Annotated in this window: 24 protein-coding genes; 20 read left to right on the forward strand and 4 right to left on the reverse strand. The window is 65.7% G+C overall.

What is annotated here, in order from left to right:
* Nucleotides 1-21 precede the first annotated feature (21 nt).
* The 3 genes from ACUXVX_RS20080 to ACUXVX_RS20090 all read right to left on the reverse strand — a co-directional run bounded on the left by ACUXVX_RS20080 (nucleotide 22) and on the right by ACUXVX_RS20090 (nucleotide 2,014).
* A complete protein-coding gene (locus ACUXVX_RS20080) occupies nucleotides 22-777 on the reverse strand; it encodes a glycerophosphodiester phosphodiesterase family protein (protein ID WP_446309686.1) in 756 nt (251 codons plus the stop codon).
* Nucleotides 774-1,238, reverse strand: coding sequence for a RidA family protein (locus ACUXVX_RS20085; protein ID WP_446309687.1), 465 nt, complete (start codon nucleotides 1,236-1,238; stop codon nucleotides 774-776). The genes ACUXVX_RS20080 and ACUXVX_RS20085 overlap by 4 nt, the downstream gene beginning before the upstream one ends.
* 74 nt (nucleotides 1,239-1,312) lie before the next feature.
* Nucleotides 1,313-2,014, reverse strand: coding sequence for a rhomboid family intramembrane serine protease (locus tag ACUXVX_RS20090; protein WP_446309688.1), 702 nt, complete (start codon nucleotides 2,012-2,014; stop codon nucleotides 1,313-1,315).
* 72 nt (nucleotides 2,015-2,086) lie between these two features.
* Here ACUXVX_RS20090 and trpS point away from each other — a divergent pair, with 72 nt between their 5' ends.
* Nucleotides 2,087-3,106, forward strand: coding sequence for a tryptophan--tRNA ligase (gene trpS / locus ACUXVX_RS20095; RefSeq protein WP_446309689.1), 1,020 nt, complete (start codon nucleotides 2,087-2,089; stop codon nucleotides 3,104-3,106).
* A 220-nt stretch (nucleotides 3,107-3,326) separates the two neighbouring features.
* Here trpS and ACUXVX_RS20100 read toward each other — a convergent pair whose 3' ends face one another.
* A complete protein-coding gene (locus ACUXVX_RS20100; protein ID WP_446309690.1) occupies nucleotides 3,327-4,907 on the reverse strand; it encodes an esterase/lipase family protein in 1,581 nt (526 codons plus the stop codon).
* 655 nt (nucleotides 4,908-5,562) lie between these two features.
* Here ACUXVX_RS20100 and ACUXVX_RS20105 point away from each other — a divergent pair.
* From ACUXVX_RS20105 to ACUXVX_RS20195, 19 genes are all read left to right on the forward strand, one after another.
* Complete coding sequence (locus ACUXVX_RS20105; protein ID WP_446309691.1) at nucleotides 5,563-6,423, forward strand: branched-chain amino acid aminotransferase; 861 nt, start codon at nucleotides 5,563-5,565, stop codon at nucleotides 6,421-6,423.
* 82 nt (nucleotides 6,424-6,505) lie between these two features.
* Nucleotides 6,506-7,564, forward strand: coding sequence for an AbrB family transcriptional regulator (locus ACUXVX_RS20110; protein WP_446309692.1), 1,059 nt, complete (start codon nucleotides 6,506-6,508; stop codon nucleotides 7,562-7,564).
* Between the two features lie 119 nt (nucleotides 7,565-7,683).
* Nucleotides 7,684-8,139 (forward strand): universal stress protein, encoded by a 456-nt coding sequence (locus ACUXVX_RS20115; RefSeq protein WP_222471915.1) that lies wholly within the window; start codon nucleotides 7,684-7,686, stop codon nucleotides 8,137-8,139.
* 227 nt (nucleotides 8,140-8,366) lie between these two features.
* Nucleotides 8,367-8,882, forward strand: a complete 516-nt coding sequence (locus ACUXVX_RS20120) for a gamma-glutamylcyclotransferase (RefSeq protein WP_446309693.1) — start codon at nucleotides 8,367-8,369, stop codon at nucleotides 8,880-8,882.
* Nucleotides 8,883-8,885: 3 nt separating this feature from the next.
* Nucleotides 8,886-9,293 (forward strand): hypothetical protein, encoded by a 408-nt coding sequence (locus ACUXVX_RS20125; protein WP_446309694.1) that lies wholly within the window; start codon nucleotides 8,886-8,888, stop codon nucleotides 9,291-9,293.
* Between the two features lie 109 nt (nucleotides 9,294-9,402).
* Nucleotides 9,403-9,966, forward strand: a complete 564-nt coding sequence (locus ACUXVX_RS20130; RefSeq protein ID WP_222471911.1) for a NifU family protein — start codon at nucleotides 9,403-9,405, stop codon at nucleotides 9,964-9,966.
* 10 nt (nucleotides 9,967-9,976) lie between these two features.
* Entirely contained in the window at nucleotides 9,977-10,378 is a 402-nt protein-coding gene (locus tag ACUXVX_RS20135; protein ID WP_446309695.1) for a GFA family protein, read from the forward strand.
* A complete protein-coding gene (gene tsaB, locus ACUXVX_RS20140; protein WP_446309696.1) occupies nucleotides 10,378-10,965 on the forward strand; it encodes a tRNA (adenosine(37)-N6)-threonylcarbamoyltransferase complex dimerization subunit type 1 TsaB in 588 nt (195 codons plus the stop codon). The genes ACUXVX_RS20135 and tsaB overlap by 1 nt, the downstream gene beginning before the upstream one ends.
* On the forward strand, nucleotides 10,962-11,372 hold the full coding sequence (rimI, locus tag ACUXVX_RS20145) for a ribosomal protein S18-alanine N-acetyltransferase (protein ID WP_446309697.1): 411 nt from the start codon (nucleotides 10,962-10,964) through the stop codon (nucleotides 11,370-11,372). The genes tsaB and rimI overlap by 4 nt, the downstream gene beginning before the upstream one ends.
* Nucleotides 11,373-11,565: 193 nt before the next feature.
* Nucleotides 11,566-12,558, forward strand: a complete 993-nt coding sequence (locus tag ACUXVX_RS20150; protein WP_222471907.1) for a BMP family lipoprotein — start codon at nucleotides 11,566-11,568, stop codon at nucleotides 12,556-12,558.
* An 88-nt stretch (nucleotides 12,559-12,646) separates the two neighbouring features.
* Entirely contained in the window at nucleotides 12,647-14,188 is a 1,542-nt protein-coding gene (locus ACUXVX_RS20155) for an ABC transporter ATP-binding protein (RefSeq protein ID WP_446309698.1), read from the forward strand.
* Nucleotides 14,189-14,261: 73 nt separating this feature from the next.
* Nucleotides 14,262-14,453, forward strand: a complete 192-nt coding sequence (locus tag ACUXVX_RS20160) for a hypothetical protein (RefSeq protein ID WP_222471905.1) — start codon at nucleotides 14,262-14,264, stop codon at nucleotides 14,451-14,453.
* Nucleotides 14,454-14,636 carry a hypothetical protein gene (locus ACUXVX_RS20165; RefSeq protein WP_446309699.1) on the forward strand — a complete coding sequence of 61 codons (183 nt, stop codon included), beginning with the start codon at nucleotides 14,454-14,456 and terminating at the stop codon, nucleotides 14,634-14,636.
* Between the two features lie 22 nt (nucleotides 14,637-14,658).
* Nucleotides 14,659-15,828, forward strand: coding sequence for an ABC transporter permease (locus ACUXVX_RS20170; RefSeq protein WP_222471903.1), 1,170 nt, complete (start codon nucleotides 14,659-14,661; stop codon nucleotides 15,826-15,828).
* Nucleotides 15,825-16,457, forward strand: a complete 633-nt coding sequence (locus ACUXVX_RS20175) for a LysE family translocator (RefSeq protein WP_446309700.1) — start codon at nucleotides 15,825-15,827, stop codon at nucleotides 16,455-16,457. Before ACUXVX_RS20170 ends, ACUXVX_RS20175 begins: the two co-directional genes overlap by 4 nt.
* Before the next feature lie 3 nt (nucleotides 16,458-16,460).
* On the forward strand, nucleotides 16,461-17,438 hold the full coding sequence (locus tag ACUXVX_RS20180; RefSeq protein ID WP_222496642.1) for an ABC transporter permease: 978 nt from the start codon (nucleotides 16,461-16,463) through the stop codon (nucleotides 17,436-17,438).
* Entirely contained in the window at nucleotides 17,422-18,222 is an 801-nt protein-coding gene (locus ACUXVX_RS20185; protein WP_446309701.1) for a purine-nucleoside phosphorylase, read from the forward strand. The genes ACUXVX_RS20180 and ACUXVX_RS20185 overlap by 17 nt, the downstream gene beginning before the upstream one ends.
* A gap of 53 nt (nucleotides 18,223-18,275) precedes the next feature.
* Nucleotides 18,276-19,190: a sulfite exporter TauE/SafE family protein gene (locus ACUXVX_RS20190; protein WP_222471899.1), complete on the forward strand. Its 915-nt coding sequence runs from the start codon at nucleotides 18,276-18,278 to the stop codon at nucleotides 19,188-19,190.
* Nucleotides 19,190-19,948, forward strand: coding sequence for a TIGR02186 family protein (locus ACUXVX_RS20195; RefSeq protein WP_222471898.1), 759 nt, complete (start codon nucleotides 19,190-19,192; stop codon nucleotides 19,946-19,948). The genes ACUXVX_RS20190 and ACUXVX_RS20195 overlap by 1 nt, the downstream gene beginning before the upstream one ends.
* The last annotated feature ends 20 nt before the right edge of the window (nucleotides 19,949-19,968 follow it).

Here is a 19,968-nt window from a genome sequence, read left to right on the forward strand (position 1 = left end):
TTGGCCCGCCGCGCCGCGGCGTCAAGCGGCGGCGTAACCCTCGAAGGTCACATTGGCGGCAACCTCGCGGGCCTTCGCCTCTTCCGCCTCGGAGCGGATCGTCCAGCACAGAATTTCGGCACCCTGCGCCTTCAGCTCGGCCACCCGCGCATCGCCCAGCGCCCCGTGCCGGTGGCTGACAAAACAGGCCCCCACCCGGTCGTAATCGGGGATCGCCCGCAGCTCCGCCCGCCGCGCCTCGGGCACGGTCGTCCAGCTCTCCGGCTCGTAATTGTCGGTCGTCAGCCCGCGCGGCACATCCGGCAGCAGCTTCGCCATCACCGCCATCGAATGCGGGTTGAAGCTCATCAGCGCCATCTCGCCCGCGTAGCCCTCCAGCGCCTCCGCCACGGCCCGCTCCAGCTGGCCCACGTTCGGCCCCAGCGCGCCATCCTGATCCTTGATCTCGATCAGCAGCGGCACCCGGCCATCCACCAGCTTCAGCACCTCCGCCAGCGTGGGCACCCCCTCACCGCCATCGGTGAGCATGATCTGCCCCAGTTCCGCCGCGGTCCGCTGTGCCACCGGCCCGGTTTCCCCGGTCAGGCGGCTCAGGGCGTAGTCGTGGAACACCATCGGCACCCCATCCTTCGACGGCTGAAGATCCAGCTCGATCCCGTAACCCGCCGCAATCGCCGCCGCAAAAGCCGCGCGCGAGTTCTCCACCCGTCCCGCGGCCCGGTCATGAAAGCCCCGGTGCGCGATGGGGCGGGTCAAAAAGGCGTCGGGCAGGTTCATTTCAGCTTGAAGATCCCCTCGATCTCCACCGCCACGCCAAAGGGCAGCGAGGCCGCACTCACAGCCGAACGCGCATGGCGGCCCGCGTCTCCGAGCGCTTCGACGAGGAAGTCGGACGCGCCGTTCACCACCTTCGGCTGCTCGCCAAAATCGGCGGTCGAGTTCACGAAGGCGGTCAGCTTCACCACCCGGTCCAGCTTGTCGAGATCGCCGCCACAGGCCGCCTTCACCTGCGCCAGCAGGTTCACCGCGCAGACCTTGGCCGCCGCGACACCCGCCGCCACATCCATGTCATCGCCCAGCTTGCCCTTGATCATCTCGCCACCTTCCATCGAGATCTGGCCGCTCACATAAAGCAGCCCGTCCGCCTCCACGAAGGGCACGTAATTGGCCGCCGGTGCGCTGGCTTCGGGCAGGGTGACACCAAGTTCTGCAAGGCGGGTCTCATAGGTTCCGGGCATGGGCATATCTCCTTTTGCGCGGACCATGGCCCCGCCCCGTCACCCCGTCAAGGTGACTTCAAGCAGCCTTCCAGCTACCGCCGCCGCAGCCGCTCCATCATCCGCCGCCAGCCCCCCGGCGCCAGCGGCACGCTCAGGAACAGCCCGGCAAAGAACCCGCCGATATCCGCGATCCAATCGTTCCCCGCGCCAAAGAGCACGCCGAACACGAGCTGAAACGCCAGGAGCACCCCGATCAGCGTGAAGGCGCCATACTGGTTCTCGCCGCGCCGCCCCAGATGCACCCACATGATGAAGGTATAGCCCCCGATCAGCGCATAAGCCCCCGGGAACGCGCCAAAAAGCGCCCCTCCCCCGGCCAGCAGCCAAAACGCCAAGGCCCCCGCCACCGTCCCGGCAAAGAACATCACCGCCACGGCGACCTGCCCCAGCACCTCGCCCACCATCTTGCCCAAGGCCAGCGTGAACACCCCCGCGAAGATCATATGCGTGAACCCGCCATGCACGAACGGATAGCTCACGATCCGCATCAGCTGGCTCGGCGGATACTCCCCCCGCTCCACCATCATCGCCATGATCTCGGGCGAAAACGCGAACCGCTGCAACGCGAAGATCCGCGCGTCATCGCCCCCCCGCGTCGCCCCCACGATCCCGGCCTGGCTCAGCACGAACCACAGCTCCACCGCAAACATCGCCCCCACGATCGCCAGCACCACCGGCGGCACGGCGTTGAAGGGCGAGGCGTTGTGATCCCAGTCCATGTTCGGTCCTGCCATTGCTCTGTGTGTTGAATCTTTCCGCCCCCGTGGGTAAGCGAGCAGGACAGGATTGACCAGACGAGGCACGCAATGGCCGACACCACCTTCACCCCCCGCGTCTTCTCCGGCATCAAGCCCTCCGGCGGGCTGACGCTTGGCAACTACCTCGGCGCCATCAAGCGCTGGGTCGCGATGCAGGAGGAGGGGACCGAGAGCATCTACTGCGTCGTCGATCTTCACGCCATCACCGTCTGGCAGGACCCGGCCGAGTTGCGCACCGCGACCCATGAGGTCGCCGCCGGCATGCTCGCGAGCGGCATCGACCCGTCGCGCTCCATCCTCTTCAACCAGAGCCAGGTGCCCGAGCACGCCGAGCTGGCCTGGATCTTCAACTGCGTCGCCCGCGTCGGCTGGATGAACCGGATGACCCAGTTCAAGGAAAAGGCCGGGTCGAACGCCGAGAAGGTCTCGCTCGGCCTCTACGCCTACCCCTCGCTGATGGCCGCCGACATCCTGCTCTACCACGCCACCCACGTCCCCGTGGGCGAGGACCAGAAGCAGCACGTCGAGCTGACCCGCGACATCGCCGCCAAGTTCAACCACGACTACAAGGTGGATTTCTTCCCGATGACCGAACCGGTGATCGAGGGCCCCGGCATGCGGGTGATGAACCTGCGCGACGGCTCCAAGAAGATGTCCAAATCCGGCGAGAGCGACATGGAGCGCATCAACATGCTCGACGACGCCTCCACGATCTCGAAGAAGTTCAAGAAGGCGAGGACCGACCCGGCGCCGCTGCCCGACACCCTCGACGGCCTGAAGGACCGCCCCGAGGCCCGCAACCTCGTCGACATCTACGCCTCCCTGGCGCGGACGACCCCCGAGGCGGTGATCACCGAATACGCCGGCGCCGGCTGGGGCCAGTTCAAACCCGCCCTCGCGGACCTCGCGGTCGACAAACTGGCCCCCATCAGCACCGAAATGCGCCGCCTGATGTCCGACCCCACCGAAATCGACACCCTCCTGGCCAAGGGCCGCGACCGCGCAAGGGAGATCGCGGCGCCGATCTTGGATCGGACGTATGAGATCGTGGGGTTGGTGCGGAGTTAGGCTGGGAGATGACCACGGAGGCGTGATCATGACAGACGGGTGCGAGCACGCACGACTTAGAGCGTATTTTGGGGTACTCTACTCTACACCAATTTGGTCCTTCGCTTAGCGAAATTCTAGGTTCGTTGGTGTAGTCCGCTGATGGCAGGCGGATTCGGATTGCTTCCGCTCCAATGATTCTCCAGGAACTTCCAACATTTTCTATCTTGCCGAATAAATCCTAGCGAATCTCGACGCTAACCCTCCCTGAGTCGGAGACCCTACCCCTGTTTTCACGCCATTCATCGACAACACGCCTCTCTTGAAATGAGAAACTTTCAATGCGGATTATGTAGAGACCAGGCAAGACATCGGTAAATTCTAGGTAACCAGAGAAACCAAAACCTTCGCGCTCAATACTGGGAATTCCGCCTATATCAGAAAATTGACCAGCTATCCGGCCATCCTCCGCTTGAAGCTCTACAGAGAATCCTGGCATACGCACGAATTCAATGCGAATGACCTCGTCGCTCGCGCCCACCGCGATGGTTCCCATCAGCATTGCATTCGTTGCCCAACCTACTTCAACTCGATCATCACAAGTCAATGCTGCCTTGGTGGGGTCATCAAACTCGTAAACTACGCCCTCGTAGACAATCTCGAACTCCGTTCTACCAATTCTATGGGCTTCTATAGAAGAAGCCACAACTGGTCTATGCGCCACCTCAATCGGAAACGCGCATTGCTGGACGTGATCAGCCAAGATTTCAGCGGAGGCACGCGATCCATCTAGAGAACTCGAGGCTTTCTCGTTCTGCACAGTGTATTCCGCCTCAACATATGCCGCGGCCCGGGTTAGGATGCTTATTTCCCCCACACCGACTTGAGGGGCATTTGAATAGAAGGCTGCATTAAAAAATGATTGGTAGATTGAATTCCTCAACCATGCCAAATCCACGCTTCTGTCGGGGAAGCTCGAAATGCTATAGTGGTCAGCAGATGCAGGGTGTATCGAGTCACAGGCCGTGTCAATGCGTTCTTGTGGCACAACAACTACATCAGTAAACAGACCCACCCTCAGTGGCAAGCGTTCGTATGCACAGTGAACACTTGGACGCGTGCCGAATTTACCTCCTATGATGATTTCCGTCCATCTCTCTCTAATGTCTTGTAAGATCGAGTTTGAACCAATACTACGCAAATCACTAAGTAAGTGACACCCCTTGTTGAAGAACGGCAATTCGGTCGCGCGGTCGGCGAGAACGTTTCCTTCCGATGGAGTTCCTAAGAGGACGACACCAGAGACTCTGCTCCTGGCATCATCATTAAGATCAAGGATCACTTTCTTAGCGACTAAGCCCCCCAAACTGTGGCCCACAAAGACGATGTATCTGTACTTGCGAAATATCGCTGACGCCTCAATATCATTGCTTACATATCTAACAACCTCTGACAAAGTATAAGCTGAACAAAAATCCGCTGGATACTCTGCGAGTGCTATATCGTATTCAGGTATGTCGGATACGTGCCGCGTTCGATCGCCTTGCCTATTCGTTAGTAGCTTATCGTATAAGTAATCATCCTCCGCTTCGTTGTAAAATGCTGTCTCTTTGCTTGAGTTGAAACCATGTATCAAGATAACTAGGCGGTCAGAACCTGAAACCCGCACCGTTTCGATTGCTTTAGTCTGGCTCGGAGCGAGCGATACTACTAAGAAGGCGAGAAAAAATAGCAGTCTTTTTAGACCAAATACCTCGAACTCTTCACTAGCGGTTGTCATAGTTAATCCCCCTAAATCAGGGCGTTGCATAAAGAGCGGCACCAGACAGCGCGCATTCTACAATTCTCGCTGCGCCAAAAGCGGTCGCTTCTTTCCCAACTCTCAGGCCTATGCCACCATCGCAGGTTAGCGGCAGCAGAACTCCATGGCAAAACTTTTTAGGCTCTTGAGCCTGTTTTTGTGCTCTTGAAATCGGTCGTTCTCAGCGATCTGTTGAAGTTGTCGAATATGCTGGAAGCGGGCAATCAGCGGTATCTCAAAAGAGTTCGTTCAGAGTGGCGCTCTATCCCACCCCACCGCCCCGCACCATTAACCACCCCACACCCCTCTTCTGTGCAAAAAACGCGTATGTATGGAATGTGCATCAGTTGTGCATCACTTGTGCCCCCTCCGCATATCCCCCCGATCCCCTAAAAACCCCAAACCCTTAACGCCCCGTCCGCCCGCCGACGAACGGCCGGAGCATCCCCCTCCAACCTTCACCCAGCCGTTACACAACCGTCACCGGAAGGACTCCAAACGCCCCTAGGTTGACCTCATCGCGGCGCGGCCGGTCCCCACCCCGCCCCGCTGAGCGACCATCTCCTGTCCCCCGGAGCCCGCGCTCACCCCCGGCCTTCCCCAGGCCGGGGGGCTTCCCCTCTGGACCTCCCCGCCCCGCCCCCCTAGGGTCGCGCCGCAAGAGGGAGGCCCGCGCATGGCAACCGGAAAGAACATTCGTACTTATTTTGAAGGCACTTGGCACGAAGGCGACGTGATGATCATGCGCGCCGCCGATCACGGCTCATGGCTCGGCACCACGGTGTTCGATGGCGCCCGTTTCGTCGATGGCGTCGCCCCTGATCTCGAGGCCCACCTCGCCCGGGTGAACCGCTCCGCCGAGGCGCTGATGATCCGCCCCACCGTCTCCACCGCCGAGATGCTGGAGATCGCCTGGGAGGGGCTGCGGCTCTACCCGAAGGGTGCCGCCGTCTACATCCGCCCGATGTATTGGGGCATCGAGAGCGGCCACATGGGCATCCTCCCCGCCGAGGCCGACGGCGGCTTTGCCCTCTGCCTCGAAGAAATCCCCATGGCCGCCCCCGAGGCCACCGTCCGGCTCACCACCACCCGCTTCCGCCGCCCGGTGATCGAAAGCTCTGTCTGCAACGCCAAGGCGGGCTGCCTCTACCCCAACAACGCCCGGATGCTGGCCGAGGCCAAGGCCAGGGGCTACGACAACACCCTCGTCGCCGACGCCATGGGCAACGTGGCCGAAAGCGCCACCGCCAACGCCTTCATGGTGAAGGACGGCGAGGTCTTCACCCCCATCGCCAACGGCACCTTCCTGTCGGGCATAACCCGCGCGCGGCACATCGCCAACCTGCGCGCCGATGGGGTGAAGGTGCATGAGACCGTGCTCAGCTTCGATGATTTCCGCGCGGCGGATGAGGTGTTTCTCTCCGGCAACCTGATGAAAGTCACGCCCGTCACCGAGTTCGACGGCACCCACTACCAGCACGGCCCCGTCACCCGGCGGGCCCGCGAGCTCTACTGGGATTGGGCCCACTCCGGCTGACGGCCACACCATTGAAGCCCCCGCCTCTCTGCGCCATGATCGGCGCAGAAGGATCTCCCTCCATGCAGCCTTTCCCGCGCCCGTGACACCCGGCCTCGCCTCCCTGCGCCTCTCTGCGCAAACCCTCGCTATCGGCGCCGTCGGTGCGCTGCTGGCCTGGGCGCTCTCCATGCCACTGGCCTTTCTCGCCGGCCCCGCCCTCGCCGTGGCCTGCGCCAGTTTTGCCGGGGTTTCGGTGAACATCCACAACCGTCTGCGCGACACCTGCTTCGTGCTGATCGGCCTCTCCGTCGGCGGGCTGGTCACGCCCGCCAGCCTCGATGCCGTCGCCAAATGGCCCGTGGCCTTCGCCCTGCTCGCCGCGCTCACCCTCGTCACGCCCTACATCATCCGCGAGCTGCTCTGCCGGGGCTTCGGGTTTTCGCGGCCAGAGGCCTTTCTGGCCGCCGCGCCGGGGCACCTCTCGATGGTGGTGGCGCTGACCGAGAGCCTCGGCCTGCCGCTGGTCCGCCCGGTGCTTATGGCCTCTTTCCGCGTGCTGATCCTCACACTCACCGTGCCGCTCGCCGCCACGCTGGTTGGGGTGCCGATCGGGCCGGGCCTGCCCACGGCGCCGCTCATCACCAGCTGGCTGCTGATCGCGCCGCAAATCGTGGCGGCCGTCCTTCTGGGCTGGGTGCTCGGCAAGCTGAAGGTGCCCGCCCCGCTGCTCATCGGCGCGATGACAGTCGGGGCCGGCGCCCACCTCTCAGGTCTGGCCGAAGGCGGCATGCCGCCCTGGGTCGCGCAAACCGTGCTGGTGATCATGGGCAGCCTCATCGGCTCGCGCTTCATGGGCATATCCCTGCGCGCCATCCTCAGCGATTTCTCCGCCGCTGTGCTCGCCGTCCTCGGCTCCACGGCCCTCGCCGCGCTTTTCGCCCTCGCCGCCGCCCGCGCCTCCGGCCTGCCCTTTCTCGACGTGCTCATCGCCTTCTCGCCCGGCGGGCTGGAAACCATGATCATCGTCGGCGCCGCCGCCGGAGCCGACCCGAGCTTCGTCGCCGCCGCCCACGTGAGCCGGCTGATCGTGCTGGCAGTGCTGCTCTCCGCCTTCGCCATCCGCCACGGCCGCACCCCGCCCCCGCCCGACCGCCGATGACCGCCCGCAGTTGACCCCGCGCCGATTGCCCCCAAGTGGTGGCACGTGGGGGCCGTCACGCCCCCATTGCCAGACCCCGGCCCAGAGGCCATGATCCGCCCGCAAGGAGGGCCACCCAGATGCGCAAGTTCCTCGTCGTGCTCGACGACAGCCGCGAATGCCTGAACGCCATGCGTTTTGCGGCCATGCGCGCCGCCAAGACCGGCGGCGGCGTGGAGATCCTCTCGATCATCCCGCCCGATGAGTTCAACCACTGGATCGGCGTGGGAGACGTGATGCGCGCCGAGGCCCGTGAGCGGATCGAGGCCCATTTCGAGGTTTTCGCCAAGTGGATGCGTGACCGTCAGGGCGTCGACCCCGAACTGGTGGTGCGCGAGGGCGAACCGGTCGACGAGATCCTCGCCCAATGCCGCGAAGACCCCGAGATCGGCGTGCTCGTCCTCGGCGCCGGCACCGGCAAAAAAGGCCCCGGTCCGCTCGTGACCCAACTCACCAAGAACGCCGGCTCCCTCGAGTTCCCCATCACCATCGTGCCGGGCGAACTCTCCAAGGAACGGCTGGAGAGCATTACCTGACCGCCCCCGACCCCTTCCGCCACCACCCCGGCCTGCGCGGCAAGATCACGCCGCCGGAGGAGAGCTTCTTCCGCGATTTCTCCCTGCCCAAGCTGGAGGCCCTGCTGACCGAGAAGGGGCTGCCCACCGGCTGGTGGTATTCCGACGCCGAGCGCGAGGCCGACCGGCATGCCACCCTTGCCACCCGGCCCACGCCCGACCTCTGGGTCTTTGCCTATGGCTCGCTGATGTGGGATCCGGCCTTCCATTTCGCAGAGGTTCGCCGCGCCCGCCTCCCCCGACACGCCCGCCGTTTCATCCTGCTCGACAGGCGCGGGGGGCGCGGCACGCCCGATGCGCCCGGCCTCATGGCCGCCCTCGATGAATGCCCCGGCGGGCCGGGCTGCGATGGCCTCGCCTTCCGCATCCCCGCCGCCCGCGTCGAGACCGAGAGCGCCATCCTCTGGCAACGCGAGCGCATTTCCGATGGCTACTTCCCCCGGTTCGTCGAGGCCCGCCTGCCTGATGGCACCGTGCCCGCGCTCACTTTTCTGGCCAACCACGAGTCCGAGATCATGGCCCCCGACCTGCCCCGCACCGCGCAGGTCGAGCATATCGCCACCGGCGCGGGGTTTCTCGGCAGCTCCGCCGATTACCTGCGCAACCTCGCCCGGCAATTCGCCGAACTGCGGATCGACGATCCCGAGATCACCGCGCTTCTGGCCGATGTCGAGGCCCGGATCGCCGCCCTTGAGGGAGCCTGAGCCATGCGCGCCCTGCTCCTCGCCCTCCTTTTGCCCCTCGCCGCCTGCCTCGCGCCCGAGCCGCCGCTGCCGCCCGCAGGCACGCCCTATGCGTCCATGATCATCCCGGGCGACAACCTCTACCCCAGCTATGAATCCCGCATTTACGCCACCGATGTCGTGGCCGTGCTGGAGCCTGCGCATCCGGCCAATGACATGAAGGAAACCCGCAACATCAAGCCCTTGCCGCCCGGCACATGGGCCGAGCTGCTACGCCTCAACGCCCTGCCCCACCGCATCGCGCCGGTCCGCCCAGACCCGCCCGAGTGCTGCCACGCCGATGCGACCCCGGTCTATGGCTTCGCCCACCATCCCGGCCGCCTCGCGCCCGAGGCCTTCGAGGGCGCGCTCGCGTGGTCGCGCCAGCAATAGCGCGGCCCTTGCCCCGCCCGGCGCCCGCGCTACTTTAGAACCATTCCAAATCTTGACCCGCCCGCCTGCGGGGCGCATATATGCCCCAACCCCGAAAGGACCGTGCGCCATGTTCATCCAGACCGAATCCACGCCCAACCCCGCCACCCTCAAGTTTCTGCCAGGGCAGGAGGTGATGGGCACCGGCACCGCCGACTTCCCCAATGCCGAGGCCGCCGCCGCCTCGCCGCTGGCAGGCCGCATCTTCGCGGTCGATGGCGTCACCGGCGTGTTTCTCGGCCATGACTTCGTGACCGTCACCAAGGCCGATGGCCCCGAGTGGGATCACCTGAAGCCCGCGATCCTCGGCGCGATCATGGAGCACGTGCAATCCGGCGAGCCGGTGCTGGCCTCCGATGCCGCGCCCGAGGCCGCCCACGCGATCCACGAGGGCGAAGACGGCGAGATCGTCGAGCAGATCAAGCAGCTGCTCGACACCCGCGTGCGCCCCGCGGTGGCGCAGGATGGGGGCGACATCACATTCCACGGTTTCGAGCGCGGGGTGGTCTACCTCCACATGCAAGGCGCCTGCGCCGGTTGCCCCTCCTCCACGCTGACGCTGAAGATGGGCATCGAGCAACTGCTGCGCCACTACATCCCCGAAGTGACAGAAGTCCGCCCCGTCGCGGCCTGACCCCTCCGGCTTGCTTCCTGACCGCCTCACCGGGCGCTGCTACTGCGGCGCCACGCAACTCAGCGCATCCGGCCCGTTGAGCGTGGCCTACTGCCACTGCTCCGATTGCCGCCGCTGGACGGGGGCACCGGTCACGGCGTGGGTCGGCGTGCCTGAGGTCACGCTCACCCCTGCCCCCGAGCCGGTCTCGGTATCCGAGGGGGTCAGTCGCACATCCTGCCCGCGCTGCGGCTCGCCGCTCGCAGCCAGCTTCTCCTACCTGCCCGGCACCACATGGCTGCCGATGGGCCTGCTCGATCAGGCCGCCGATCTCGCCCCCACGCTGCATTGCTACGCGGGCGAGGCGCTGCCGTGGCTCCACATCTCCGATGATCTGCCGCGCGAGCAGGGCAGCGGCCACGAGGTGCTGTAATGAGCGTGGCAGACCCGACCCTGCTGGCCTTCGATACCTCCGGCCCCCACATCGCCGCCGCCGTATTGCAGCGCGGCGCCGTGGTCGCCCAGCGCCTCGAGCCGATGAAGCGCGGGCAGGCCGAAAACCTCATGCCGATCTTGGAAGAGTTGCTGGCCGAGGCCGGTCTCGCATGGGCCGACCTTACCGCGCTCGGCGTCGGCATCGGCCCCGGCAACTTCACCGGCATCCGCATCTCCGTCGCCGCCGCGCGCGGGCTGGCCCTTGGGCTGGGCATCCCCGCAGTGGGCGTCTCCAGCTTCGAGCTGGCCCGCGCGGCGGAGAGCGGCACCGTACACCTCCCCGCACCGCGCGAGATGGCCTATGCGCAAGATTTCACCGCCGGTGTGCCCTCCGGCCCGCCCCGGCTGGAGCCGCGCCCAGCCGCGCTGGCCGACGAGATCCCAGATCTGGCCGCGCGCCTCGCCACCCGCGCCGCCGCGCTGCTGGCCCGCACCACGCCGCCCATCCCCCGCCCGGCGCCGCTTTATGTGAAAGCGCCCGATGCCGCGCCCGCGCGCGATGCGCCGCCCGAGATCCTCGGATGACGCCCGAGGCACTGGCCACCCTCCACGCCGCCTGTTTCGAGGTGCCGCGCCCGTGGCGCGCCGCGGAGTTCGAGGCCCTTCTGGCGCAGGAGAGCGTGTTCCTTCTGGGTGACGAGTCCGGCTTCGCCCTCGGCCAATGCGCCGGGGCCGAGGCCGAGCTGCTCACCCTCGCCGTCGCGCCCGAGGCCCGGCGGCAGGGGCTGGGCGGGGCTCTGCTGGAGCGTTTCCACACCGAGGCCGCCAGCCGGGGCGGCGCAACCACCCTGCTTGAAGTCTCCGCCCAGAACGCCCCCGCCATCGCGCTCTACACCGCCGCCGGTTACAACGAGATCGGCCGCCGCCGCGCCTATTACCGCGCCCCCGGCGGCACCCGCGTCGATGCCCTCGTGATGAGCCGCGCCCTCTAGGCCGGGTAATCTGCCCACCGCTCCCCCGGCGGGCAACTTCCCCCCACGAAACACCGCCAAGTGACGTTGCGGTGCAGAAAAAGCGGTTGACCACCCTTCACCGCTGCGGCCTTATTCATGGGTAATCCATAACCCGGCACCCCGCCCGCAAATGCGGCGAGGATGCGGGACATAACCAACGGGAGACCTACCCATGACCTTCGCGCGCAGCCTTCTGGCCTCTGCCGCCGCCACCGCCCTCATGGCCGGTGCAGCGCTGGCCGACCCGGCCATCATCTTCGACCTCGGCGGCAAGTTCGACAAATCCTTCAACGAAAGCGCCTTCAACGGCGCGACCAAATGGGCCGAAGAGACCGGCGGCAGCTTCGCCGAGATCGAGATGCAGTCCGAAGCCCAGCGCGAGCAGGCCCTGCGCCGCCTCGCCGAAGATGGCGCAAACCCGATCGTCATGACCGGCTTCGCCTTCGCCACCGTTCTGGGTGAGGTCGCCCCCGACTATGCCGACACCAAGTTCGTCATCATCGACGGCGTCGTGGATGCGCCCAACGTGCGCTCCGTGGTGTTCAAGGAGCAGGAAGGCTCCTACCTCGTCGGCATGCTGGCTGGCATGGCCTCCGAATCCGGCACCGTGTCCTTCGTCGGCGGCATGGATATTCCGCTGATCCACAAGTTCGCCTGCGGCTATGCCCAGGGCGTAAAGGCCGCCAACCCCGACGCCACCATCATCCAGAACATGACCGGCACCACCCCGGCCGCCTGGAACGACCCGGTGAAAGGCTCCGAGCTGACCAAGGCGCAGATTTCCCAAGGCTCCGACGTGGTCTATGCCGCCGCCGGCGGCACCGGCGTGGGCGTGCTGCAAACCGCCGCGGATGAGGGCATCTTCTCCATCGGCGTCGACAGCAACCAGAACCACCTGCACCCCGGCTCCGTGCTCACCTCGATGCTCAAGCGCGTCGACGTGGCCGTCTATAACGCCTTCACCGCCGGTGCCGACGGCATCGAGCCCGGCATCGTGGCCCTCGGCCTTGCCGAAGGCGGCGTGGATTACGCCGTGGACGACAACAACGCCGAACTCATCACCGAAGAGATGATGACCGCCGTCGACGCCGCGAAAGAGAAAATCATCGCGGGCGAGATCGAGGTCCACAACTACGAGACCGACAGCACCTGCCCGGCGATGTAAGCCGCGTGCAACGCTGAACGAGACAAAGGGAGGGCCGCTCCGGGAAACCGGCAGCGGCCCTTTCGCAAAGAGGGACCGGGGGAATATCATGGCCGCAGAACAGGCGCCCGCCATCGAACTCAAAGGCATCTCCAAGGCCTTCGGGCCGGTGCAGGCCAACAAGGACATCTCGCTCTCGGTGAAGCGCGGGGCGATCCACGGCATCATCGGCGAGAACGGCGCGGGCAAGTCCACCCTCATGTCCATCCTCTACGGCTTCTACAAGGCCGATGCCGGTGAGGTCTTCATCGGCGGCAAGCTCACCCAGATCCCCGACAGCCAGGCCGCCATCGCGGCGGGCATCGGCATGGTCTTCCAGCACTTCAAGCTGGTGCAGAATTTCACGGTGCTCGAAAATGTCGTGCTCGGCGCCGAAGATGGCGCGCTGCTCGGCCCCTCGCTCACCAAGGCCCGCAAAGAGCTTCTGGCGCTCTCCTCCGAATACGGCCTCAAGATCGACCCGGACGCGGTGATCCAGGATATCGGCGTCGGCATGCAGCAGCGTGTCGAGATCCTCAAGGCGCTCTACCGCCAGGCCGATATCCTCATCCTCGACGAGCCCACCGGCGTGCTCACACCGGCAGAGGCCGACCAGCTCTTCCGCATCCTCGAGCGCCTCAAGGCCGAGGGCAAAACCGTGATCCTGATCACGCATAAACTGCGTGAAATCATGGAGATAACCGATACCGTCTCGGTCATGCGCCGTGGCGAGATGACAGCCACCGTACAAACCGCCAACACCTCCCCCGAGGAGCTGGCCGAGCTGATGGTGGGCCGCAAGGTGCTGCTCCGCGTCGACAAGACGCCCGCCACCCCCGGCGAGACCGTGCTCGAAGTCCGCGACCTCAAGGTCACCGACTCCAAGGGCGTGCAAAAGCTGCGCGGCATCTCGCTCGACATCCGCGCAGGCGAGATCCTCGGCATCGCCGGGGTCGCCGGCAACGGCCAGTCCGAACTGCTCGAGGTGCTGGGCGGCTACTGCGCGGCCAAGGGCACCATCCGCATGAACGGCGAAGAGATCGACCTGACAGGCAGCCATTCCGATGGCCAGTCCCGCCGCCGCCGTGGCATTGCCCATGTGCCCGAAGACCGCCACCGCGAGGGGCTGATCCTCGAATTTCACGCCTGGGAAAATGTCGCCTTCGGCTACCACAACGACCCGAAATACCAGAAGAACCGGCTCACGATGGACAACGCCGCCATCCGCGCCGACACCGAAGAGAAGATGGCCCGCTTCGACGTGCGCCCGCCCAATCCGCTGCTGGCGGCCAAGAACTTCTCGGGCGGCAACCAGCAAAAGATCGTTCTGGCCCGCGAGATCGAGCGCAACCCCGACCTGCTTCTGGTCGGCCAGCCCACCCGCGGCGTCGACATTGGCGCCATCGAGTTCATCCACCAGCAGATCGTGCGCCTGCGCGACGAGGGCAAGGCAATCCTTTTGGTCTCGGTCGAACTGGACGAAATCATGTCGCTCTCCGACCGGATCGCGGTCATGTTCGACGGGCAGATCATGGGCGAGCGCCTGCCCGCCGAAACCGACGAAAAAGAACTGGGCCTGCTGATGGCCGGCATGCAGGGGGAGGCCGCCTGACGGCGGTAAGGTTTGATTAACTATATGTGCGCATATATTATTGAAGACGGCAGCCTGACCCGGGAGTGCGCCCATGGCAATGACTTCGGAGCACGAGAACATCCAGCGTATCGACGATGCGCTCCGCGAGAATGCGCGCCTCATGCGGCAAATGCAGGACGACATATCGAGCGGGCGGGAATCGCGCCGCACGATTGCGCTCTTCGTCCTCGGACTCGGCCTTGGGCTTGTGGTCGTCTACCTGCTCTCGCTTATGGCCCTCTGAATGTCCGACCGGGACGAACTCGAACTCCGCAAGCTGAGCGTCGAGATCGACCATCTCACCACCGGTACGCGCAAACTGGTGACCGAAATTCTCAAGCTGGAACGAGAGCGCGCCCTCTACCCCGTCGTTGTGGGCACTGGCATGCTCGTGGCCTTCGTCGGCCTGTTCAAGCTCTTCTCCTGAACATCCGCCGAAAGGCCTCCCCATGGACGTGATGCCCAAATGGGCCGAGGTCATCCTCGTCCCGCTGATCTCTCTCATTCTTGCCGCGCTGCTCTCGGCGGTGGTGATCCTCGCCATCGGGGAGAACCCGATCAAGGCGGTGTCCATCATGGTGGATGGCTCCATCGGCGGGGTGCGGGGCTGGGGTTATACGCTCTATTACGCCACCAACTTCATCTTCACCGGCCTCTGCGTCTCGGTCGCCTTCCATGCCCGGCTGTTCAACATCGGCGGCGAGGGGCAGGCCATGCTGGGCGGGCTCGGGGTGGCTCTGGTGCTGCTCTACATCCCCTTTCCGCACTGGTCCCTTGCGCTCGTCGCCGCCTCCATCGGCGCGGCGCTCTTCGGGGCGCTCTGGGCGCTGATCCCGGCCTGGCTTCAGGCCGCACGGGGCAGCCACATCGTGATCACCACGATCATGTTCAACTTCATGGCGGCAGGGCTGCTCAACTACCTGCTGTCCAACACGCTCAAACCGGCGGGCCAGTCCGACCCGGCCTCCGCCAAGTTCGACGCCGCCTACGACCTGCCCACGCTCAACAGCATCCTGACTGACCTCGGCTTTCAGGCCGCGCGGGACGATTCGGTCAACGTCACCTTCCTGCTCGCCATCGCCGCCTGCTTCGCCGTCTGGTTCCTGCTCTGGCGCACCCGTCTCGGCTTTCAGATCCGTTCCTTCGGCCAGTCGGAGACCGCTGCCAAATACGCCGGCATCTCCCCGCTGAAGATCACCGTGATCGCCATGCTCATCTCCGGCGGGCTGGCGGGCCTCATGGCCGTGAACACCGCGATGGGCGAGCAGGAGCGGCTGGTGCTGAACTCGGTCGAGGGCGCAGGCTTCATCGGCATCGCCGTGGCGCTGATGGGCCGCAACCACCCCTTCGGCGTGTTCCTCGCGGCCCTGCTCTTCGGCTTCCTCTACCAAGGCGGCGCCGAGCTGGCGCTCTGGACAAGCATCCCCCGCGAGCTGATCACCGTGATCCAGGCACTCGTGATCCTCTTCACCGGCGCGCTCGACAACATGGTGCGCACCCCGCTGGCCAACCTTTTCCTGCACCTGCGCAAGGGCAAGGAACCGCCAGAGACTGCGCCGCCCCCGCCCGGCCCCAAGCGCCCTGATCATGAACCCGAAGGCACGGTGAAAGAGGCATGAGCGAGCTTCTCCCCTTTCTCCCCGGCTTCCTCGCCGCCTTCTCGATCCTGCTGGTCGCCGCCTCCTCGCCCGGCCCTGCCGTGGCCATGCTGCTCGGCATCTCCATGAGCCGGGGCCGCACGGCGGCGCTTGTCACCTGCCTCGGCATCGCCTGCGGCTCCTCGCTGATCAACCTCGCCACCATGCTCGGCGTCGGCCTGCTGCTCTCCAAGGCGGCATGGGCCATGCAGCTGCTCCGGCTCATCGGCGCGGCCTATCTGGCGTGGCTGGCCTATGGCGCCTTCCGCAAGGCCGCCAACCCGCCCGCGCTTGCAACCGGACCCGTGCCCGCCCGCTCGGCGGCACGGCTCTTCGCCGCCGGTTTCGCGCTGCAGGTGACCAACCCCAAGGCCATCGTCTTCTGGCTGGCCATCGCCGCCCTCGGGGCGACCGCGGGCGGCGGCGCGCTGGTCTATGCCGCATTCTTCACCGCCTGCTGGCTGATCTCTTTCGGTTGCCACGCCGCGTGGGCGCTGCTTCTCAGCTCCGCCCCCGTCCGCGCCGCCTACACCCGCGCCCGCCGCTCAGTAGAAGCCACGCTGGGCGTGCTCTTCTCCGTCTTCGCCTTCAAGCTCGCCACATCGAGGTAACCCATGGACTTTCTCACGATCATCCAGGTTCTCGACGGCACGGTCCGCCTCGCCATCCCCCTGCTGCTCGCCTGCCTCGCCGGGCTGTTCTCGGAGCGCGCCGGGATCTTTGACATCGGGCTGGAGGGCAAGATGCTCATGGCCGCCTTCTTCTCGGCGGCGGTGGCCTATACCTCCGGCAACGCTTGGGTCGGCCTGCTGGCGGGCATCGCCTCGTCGATGGTGCTCTCCGCCGTTCACGGGCTGGCCTCTATCACCTTCCGCGGCAACCAGCTGATCTCCGGCGTGGCGATCAACTTTCTGGCGCTCGGCCTCACCGTGCTCATCGCGCAGGACTGGTTCGGCCAGGGCGGGCGCACGCCCTCGCTCTCCGGCGCCGCCCGTTTTGACAGCATCGACCTGCCCGGCGCCATCACCCGCATCCGCGACATGCGCGATGCCGGGCCGCTGATGCAGTTCTACTCCGAGCTGATCTCGGGCCACTCGATCCTCGTCTACCTCGGCTTCCTCACCGTGCCGATCACATGGTGGGTGCTGTTCCGCACCCGCTTCGGCCTGCGCCTGCGCGCCGTGGGCGAAAACCCCGAGGCGGTGGATACCGCAGGCGTCTCCGTGGTCGGCCTGCGCTTTGCCGCCGTCGCCATCTGCGGCCTGCTCTGCGGCATCGCCGGGGCCTACCTCTCCACCGCCATTCAGGCCGGCTTCACCAAGGGCATGACGGCCGATCGCGGCTACATCGCCCTCGCCGCCCTGATCTTCGCCAAATGGCGGCCGTGGTACGCGCTCTACGCCTGCCTGCTCTTCGGCCTCTTCTTCGCCATCGACAACCGCTTCCAGAACATCACCCTGCTGGGCTTCCAGCTGCCGGTGCAGTTCATGCAGTCGCTCCCCTACATCCTCACCGTGGTCATCCTCGCCGGCTTCGTCGGCAAGGCGATCCCACCCCGCGCCGGAGGCGAACCCTATGTCAAAGAGCGCTGAACTTGCCGAGAAAATCAAACTCGACGCCGGGTCCAACCCTCCCAAGCTGGCGCTGATTCTCGGCTCCGGCCTCGGCCACCTCGCCGAAGAGGTGAAGGGCGTTTCCATCGACTATGCCGCGCTTGAGGGTTTCCCCCACGCGGGCGTCTCGGGCCACAATCCCAAGCTGGTCATCGGCACGCTCGAAGGGGTCCGCGTCGCCGTGCTCGGCGGACGGGCGCATTACTACGAGGCGGGCAACCCGGCAGCCATGCGCCTCCCCCTGGAGACGATCAAGGCCCTCGGCTGCGACACGCTCCTGCTGACCAATGCAGCCGGCTCCATGCGCCCCGATATCCCGCCCGGCGACCTGATGCTGCTCTCCGATCACATCAACTTCTCCGGCCTCAACCCGCTCATCGGCGAGCCTTCGGATGCCCGCTTCGTCCCGATGACCGAGGCCTATGACCCGGCCCTCCGCAGGGCCCTCAAAACCGCCGCCGAGGCCCAGAACATCCCGCTCGAAGAGGGCACCTACGCCTGGTATTCCGGCCCCTCCTTCGAGACACCCGCCGAGATCCGCGCCATCCGCACGCTGGGGGCCGATGCGGTGGGCATGTCCACCGTGCCCGAGGTCATCCTCGCCCGCTTCCTGCGGATGCGCGTGGCCGCGATCTCCACCATCACCAACATGGCCGCAGGCATGTCGGACGAGAACATCTCCCACGAGCACACCAAGGCGATGGCTCCGCTCGGCGCCGCCAAGCTTGAAAAGATCCTCCGCGCCTTCCTCAAGGCGCTCTGAACGCCGCACCGCGGCACTGGACACGCACGCGCCTTTGGCGCACTACGAAGACCATGCAGTTCTACCTCCCCATCGCTGAGGTATCGGTCAACGCCTTCGTCCTTCTCGGCATTGGCGGGCTGGTGGGGATTCTGTCCGGCATGTTCGGCGTGGGCGGCGGTTTCCTGATCACGCCGCTGCTGTTTTTCGTCGGCATCCCGCCCGCCGTGGCAGTGGCCACCTCCGCCAACCAGATCGTCGCCTCCTCGATCTCGGGCGTCCTCGCCCACCTCAGGCGAAAGACGGTGGATATCCGAATGGGGCTGGTGCTGCTCGCAGGCGGCCTCATCGGCGCGGCGCTTGGCGTCTGGGTTTTCAACATCCTGCGCCAGCTTGGCCAGGTCGATCTGCTGGTCACCCTCTGCTACGTCGTCTTCCTCGGCATCATCGGCGCGCTGATGTTCGTCGAGAGCCTGCGCGCCCTGCGCCGCACCCGTGGCGGCGCGCTGCCGCCCCGGCGCAAACACAACTGGGTCCACAACCTGCCCTTCAAGATGAAGTTCCGCACCTCCGGCCTCTACATCTCGGTGATCCCGCCGGTGATGGTCGGCCTCTGCGTCGGCGTGCTGGCCGCCGTCATGGGCGTGGGCGGCGGCTTCATCATGGTCCCGGCCATGATCTACCTGCTCGGCATGCCCACCAAGGTCGTCATCGGCACCTCGTTGCTGCAAATCATCTTCGTCACCGCCTTCACCACCCTGCTGCACGCCACCACCAACCAGACGGTCGATATGGTGCTCGCCGTCCTGCTGCTGGTCGGCGGCGTGGTGGGCGCGCAGTTCGGCACCCGGCTGGGCACCATGCTGAAGGCCGAGCAACTGCGCATCGCGCTCGCCGCCCTCGTGTTGCTGGTCTGCGGCAAGCTGGCGCTCGACCTGCTGCTGCAACCCTCCGAGCTGTATTCCCTCACCCCGCTGAGGCCGGTCTGATGCGCCGTTGGCTCGCTGCCCTCTTCCTCATGGCCCTGCCGGCCGAGGCGGCTGAAGAGGTCGTGGCCGACCTGAGCCAAAGCCGCGTCGGCATCAACGCCACCTTTAACGGCTCCGAGATCCTTGTCTTCGGCGCGGTCCGCCGCAATTACCCGGTCTCGCCCGCGGGCGAGCTTGGCGTGGTCATCACCGTCGCCGGGCCCTCCACCCCGGTCGTCGTCCGCAAGAAGGATCGCACCGCCGGGATCTGGGTCAACACCGAGGCTGTCGAGGTCGACCGCGCGCCCAGCTTTTACCAGATCGTCACCACCGGCCCGCTGAACGAGTTGGTCTCGGCCACCGAAGATCTCCGCCACGGCATCACCATCGACAGGGCCATTCGCTCCGTCGGCGCGCCTGTGACCGTGGGCAATGCCGCCGACTTCACTGAGGCCCTCATCCGCATCCGCACCAACGACGGCGCCTACGCGGTGCAGGAGGGCGGCGTGACGATCCAGAAAGACACGCTCTTCCGCGCCAACGTGGCTCTGCCCGCCAATCTGACCGAGGGCAACTACACCACCCGCATCTTCCTCACCCGGAACGGCGATGTGGTCTCGCGCCACACCACCACGATCCACGTCTCCAAGGTGGGGCTGGAGCGGTTCCTCCACGCGCTCGCCCATGAGAGCCCGCTGATCTACGGCCTGCTCTCCCTTGCCATCGCCATCGCGGCGGGCTGGGGCGCCTCCACCGTCTTCCGATACATCCGCGGCTGACCTCCAGTCTTGAGGTGCGA

Source organism: Vannielia sp. SX4, from assembly GCF_052828525.1.